The organism is [Lactobacillus] timonensis (assembly GCF_900240275.1).
Lineage (GTDB): Bacteria > Bacillota > Bacilli > Lactobacillales > Lactobacillaceae > Limosilactobacillus > Limosilactobacillus timonensis.
The window spans coordinates 1-4876 of the sequence record NZ_LT964766.1; the positions used below are offsets into that span (position 1 = coordinate 1).

The following is a 4876-nucleotide window of genomic DNA, read 5'->3' on the forward strand; positions in this document are numbered from 1 at the left end:
CCTTGGCCACGTGACCACCAGCATCGGCCACCTTGGCATCGGCCAAGATGATCTTGTTTGGTGCAATGGCCCGCAGGTCACTAACAGCGTCCATGCCTTCTTGGTAAATCAGCAGGGTCCCGGCTTCGACAACATCAACGATGTCGCCAACCTGGTGAGCAACTTTGAGCGCAGCAGCCGTCGTGTCAGTATCGAGGGCTACTTGTAACAGTGGTTTTGACATAATTTGTTACTCCTTCGTTTATGTAACTAAACTACTAGTTAAACTTTTCGGACAACTTAGATGCCTTTACAGCATCTTCAACTTCCTTCTTTGACATAACGTTCTTGATGCCGATCACCACGCCACCACGGTCTTCAACATCCTTGAACATCTTGACGAATGGCAGCGAAGTGAAGACAACGTCGTAGTTACGGGCAGTCCCCTTAGCTTCAGAAACTGAAGTGTGGTCAGACTGGGTAACCTTAAAGCCCATGTCTTTAAGAGCCTTCGTAGCAGTCCGCATTAACATCAAACTAGTACCAGAACCGTTAGCACATGCAGTCAAAACTTTCATGATAAATCCTCCTAAAAATCAGTCTTAAAAGTTATTCAATTACTTAGCACTGTCAGCCTGAGCCTTGTGGCTTTCCTTCCAAGCATCGTAGTCCTTAACAATTTGGAAATAGCCATCTGGATCGTGACGATATTCCAGCTGTGGGATCAAAATCAGTACAATCACAACAATGGCAATACCAATGTAGCCTAAGTACTTCATGATAACCGTAAATGCTGGCCATAACGTTGCCCAGTCGAACATTCCCAGGTAACCACCGTATGTTGCCATACCAACCCAAGTTGCGATAAAGGCAGAACCGGCAACCTGGATAACACCACAGATGAACGGTGCAATCATGGCGTACTTAAATCCACCACGGTTGTTAGCAAAGACACCAATTGCAGCGTTGTCAAAGAACATTGGAATAAATCCGGCGATGACAATCGTTGGTGAGTGGAAGACTAACAGCAAGCCAATCATTACGAACTGGCCAAGTGCACCAAACATGAAACCAATCGTTGCAGCGTTTGGTGAACCGAAGCCTAACGTTGCGGCAACGTCGATACCTGGCACAGAACCCGGCAGCCAACGTTCGGAAATCCCGGTAAAGGATTCAGTCAGTTCGTTAACGAATGTCCGAACCCCCAGCTGCAAGATGGCCAGGTAAACGGCAAACATCAATGAAGTCTGAATAATGTAGAAGATGAAACTCTGTCCTGGCTTCATAAACTTAGCGTGAACCAGGTAGGATGGTCCGAGGACGATCAGGATAATCCCGAAGAAGAAGATCATCAGGATTGAAGTTGAAACCATGTTGTCGTTAAACATTGACAGCCAACCTGGCAGTTCAATGTCTTCCAGACGACGACTTTCGGTCTTACCCTTAGTCTTCGCACGCTTTTCCATCCATTCAGCCCACTTAGCAAAGATGAAAATCCCAAACATTTGCTGGTGAGCAATCCCGAAGCCGGCACCATCAGTTAATTCCTGGGTGATACCAACGGTTAAGTTTGAACCAACGGCCCAGTAAAGTCCAAGGACAATCGACATGATGACCAGGATTTCGATCCGGCCCATCTTTGAGAAACAGAAGAGGAAGAGCCAGAAAGCAGTTGCGGCTTGCTGAACCTGAACGTTACCAGTCGTAAAGACGGCACGCAGTTTCGTGTACTTTTGGAAACGAACCAGCAGAATATTAATGATATAAGCAAACAGCAGCAACAGCATTGTGTCGGCAAATGACCGGCCGAACCGCTTCATAATCCCGACAGTAACGGCGTTTTGTCCGAAATACGGGTCAGTAACCATGGCGTGAAGATGGAAACGTTCACGCAGACCAACCAGGATTGGCCGGAATGAGTTAACCAGCCCGGCAGAACCAACCGTCAAAATAAAGTACCCGACAGTCGCCTTCAAAAATCCAGAAATGGTATCGTACCATGGCTTCTTTTCCAGAATGTAACCAATCAGGACAATGAAACCAATCATGAAGGCTGGCTGTTCAAGAATGTTTGTGGCGAAGTATGTCCAGATCGCCATTAACACATTAAGAATAGCTTGCATAATAGATCACCCTTTATTACATATTGTGTTTCTTCATAACGTCACGGTAGTCATCCATATTCTTGACCTTCATCAGATCTTCAACCATCCCGTCTTCCATTAACATGTCAGACAAGTTGGCAATGTTCTTAACGTGAGCGTCATGATCTTTAGCAGCCAGCATGAAGAACAGCTTTGCATCCTTTTCTGGGTTGCCATCTTCAAAGGAAACCGTCTCTGGCATGATTGTAAAGCCGATTCCCGTACCTAAAACCCCACTGTTTTCGGCAGAGGAATGTGGCATTGCCACGCCGGGAACGATCACAATGTAAGGGCCGTATTCCTTCACGTCAGAGATAACTTGATCAACATATTGGTCGGTCACTAACTTATTCTTTTTCATTACCTCGGCACTAACCCTAATCGCTTCTTCCCAATTCTTAGGGTGCTGGTCAGTAATGTTTACTAAACCATTCTCTAAAAAGTAACGTAACATTATTAACTCCTCCTGCCCTTTCAGTGAGGGCTGCTTCACCGATTATCAAACACTACAAAACCTCGCTCCCTACTTGATTACAGCAGTTCTGGGAATGGCAGGTCTGGCTTGTTCTTGAACGCATCGTGGAAACCACGGTCGTACATGTATTCAAACTTGTCCTTGTCTTGTGGGTAGTTGAATTCGCCACCAACCTGAAGGATGTATGGCTTGAACTTATATTGCAGACGGTACTTCTTACGGTTCCAAAGAGCAATGATGTCCTTCGGGTCAGTGAAAAAGTTTGACCAGATGTCCCAGTGCATTGGGATAACAACGTTGGTCTTCAGGTCTTCTGACATCCGCAGAACTTGTGAGTCGTCCAGCTTGTCAGTAATCCCCCGTGGGTTTTCACCGTAAGCACAAAGGGCAACGTCAATGTCGTTTTCGTTACCATGCTTAGTGAAGGTGTTGGACATGTGTGAGTCACCGGCATCATACAGGTTCCCACCAGTCGTTTCGAACAGGTAGTTAACGGCAACTTCGCTCATCTTACGAGGCATCTTGCCTTCCAACTTAACGCTTGGGTCGTCTTCAGTAACCAGTTCAGTCCGGTCAAATGATTCAAGAGCCTTAACGTTAACGGCGCCAACCTTTACTTCATCGCCGGGCTTAACAACAATGGTCTTTTCCTTTGGAATACCCCATTCAACCCATTCATCAACAACGCCTTGTGGGCCGATGAACTTAGCCTTTGGACAGTTCTTATTGATACAAGCAGCAGTGTAGATGTCCAAGTGGTCGTGGTGAGTGTGGGTAACGCAAAGTGCGTCCACATCCTTAACAGCAAATGGGTCGATAACGTACGGACGGTTACGCAGGTTTGGCTGTTGTGCTTCCACACCAGCCATCCGCATCATTTGATGACCCTTGCGCATCTTGCCATCACCGTGGGTGTGCTTACCAGTACCGTTCCACATATCAACCACGATGTTTGTGCCTTCGTGAGTCTTCAGCCAGAAGCCCATGCAACCGGTCCACCAAATTGAGAATGAACCTTCAGGAACCTTCTTGTCAGCGATCGTTTCGTTAAGGTACGTTCCCCATTCTGGGAAGTTGTTCTTAGCGAACGTTTCAGGTGTTACATCATTAATATTCTTTGGCGAAGCCATCAGAATTCCTCCTTCAAGAATCAACAATTTGTTTACGGTTACAATGTACCGTTTGAAGAAACCCTTTTCAACACCCGCTTATGTTAATTCGCAATTATATATGTTATTTGAATGTTAATTAACATATATTATAAGTTAATTGTTATTCATTAAAGTAAATAACGTGATATTGTGTTTTAAGTATATTTGAATTAACATATAACCGAATAAAACAACAAATGAGGTTAACAATCATGCGAAACTCATACAAAAACATCGAGGATCGGCGTAAGCACATCCTCGATATCCTCAGTAAAGAAAAGACTGTCCAGATTAATCAACTTAGCCAGCGCTTGGACGTGTCCCAGATGACTATTCGTCGTGACTGCAACAAACTTGCTTCAATGGGGCGTCTAACTCAACACCTCGGGGTTCTTCACTACGTATCGCCGGAAAAGGCTAGCAAGAGTATCACCCGTGAGCGAATTAAAAAGAACTTAGGGATAGAAGCGGCCAAACGGATTAATGACAATAAGATTGTCTTTATCAACTCCAGCTCGACGGCAATTTATGCTATCCCTGACCTACTCAAAAAGAACGTTACCATCATCACTAATAACGGTAACGCTACGCAGTTTTTAACCGATAAAGATAATGCCACCTTGATCCTTTCGGGTGGGTCGGTTAAGAAAAATAATGTTATGGAAGGTGACATTGCGAACCGGTCATTTCTCAGTATGCGATCCGATTGGGGAATCATTGGTTGTGCCGGTTTAAGCCTTGAACACGGTATCTCTACACCCTTCATTGATGAAGCAACCGTTAACCGCAATATCGTTAAGAATTCACGTCACCTAATCGTCTGTGCCGATTACAGCAAGTTCGACAGCTTTTCTAACTTCACCATCGGTAGCATTTCTGATATTGATATTCTCATCACCGATACCTTTGTTGATGGTAAAATCCTCGAAAACTTCCGTCATCATGGTGTCGAAGTCGTTCAGGTTCCCCAATTTTAACGATGGCAAAAGCAGTAACCAACAAAAGGTTCTACACTATTCGGTACTGATGGAATTTTCCATCGGTACCGTTTTTCGTTTATGATGACAATAAAAAAAACGGACAATCACCCCAAAGCCTAAATCGTGGTGATTGTCCTCCAGAAAGGA

At 44.9% G+C, this 4876-nt stretch carries 6 protein-coding genes; 1 reads left to right on the plus strand and 5 read right to left on the minus strand.

Annotated features, from left to right (window positions below):
* The 5 genes from C1710_RS07970 to ulaG form a co-directional block, all read right to left on the minus strand.
* A partial coding sequence (locus tag C1710_RS07970) for an orotidine 5'-phosphate decarboxylase / HUMPS family protein (RefSeq protein WP_180961349.1) occupies positions 1–223 on the minus strand: 223 nt, incomplete at its 3' end.
* A gap of 34 nt (positions 224–257) precedes the next feature.
* Positions 258–557: a PTS sugar transporter subunit IIB gene (locus tag C1710_RS07975; RefSeq protein ID WP_102281866.1), complete on the minus strand. Its 300-nt coding sequence runs from the start codon at positions 555–557 to the stop codon at positions 258–260.
* 39 nt (positions 558–596) lie between these two features.
* Positions 597–2102, minus strand: a complete 1506-nt coding sequence (locus tag C1710_RS07980; RefSeq protein ID WP_102281869.1) for a PTS ascorbate transporter subunit IIC — start codon at positions 2100–2102, stop codon at positions 597–599.
* Between the two features lie 16 nt (positions 2103–2118).
* A complete protein-coding gene (locus C1710_RS07985) occupies positions 2119–2577 on the minus strand; it encodes a PTS sugar transporter subunit IIA (protein ID WP_102281872.1) in 459 nt (152 codons plus the stop codon).
* A 77-nt stretch (positions 2578–2654) separates the two neighbouring features.
* A complete protein-coding gene (gene ulaG, locus C1710_RS07990; protein ID WP_102281875.1) occupies positions 2655–3728 on the minus strand; it encodes an L-ascorbate 6-phosphate lactonase in 1074 nt (357 codons plus the stop codon).
* 233 nt (positions 3729–3961) lie between these two features.
* On the opposite strand from ulaG, the gene C1710_RS07995 reads away from it, so the two are divergent.
* A complete protein-coding gene (locus tag C1710_RS07995; protein WP_102281878.1) occupies positions 3962–4726 on the plus strand; it encodes a DeoR/GlpR family DNA-binding transcription regulator in 765 nt (254 codons plus the stop codon).
* Positions 4727–4876 lie beyond the last annotated feature (150 nt).

Excerpts from the sequence above, each read along its gene's own strand:
- C1710_RS07975 (WP_102281866.1), bottom strand. The coding sequence starts at position 557 with ATGAAAGTTTTGACTGCATGTGCTAACGGTTCTGGTACTAGTTTGATG.
- C1710_RS07980 (WP_102281869.1), bottom strand. The coding sequence starts at position 2,102 with ATGCAAGCTATTCTTAATGTGTTAATGGCGATCTGGACATACTTCGCC.
- C1710_RS07985 (WP_102281872.1), bottom strand. The coding sequence starts at position 2,577 with ATGTTACGTTACTTTTTAGAGAATGGTTTAGTAAACATTACTGACCAG.
- ulaG (WP_102281875.1), bottom strand. The coding sequence starts at position 3,728 with ATGGCTTCGCCAAAGAATATTAATGATGTAACACCTGAAACGTTCGCT.
- C1710_RS07995 (WP_102281878.1), top strand. The coding sequence starts at position 3,962 with ATGCGAAACTCATACAAAAACATCGAGGATCGGCGTAAGCACATCCTC.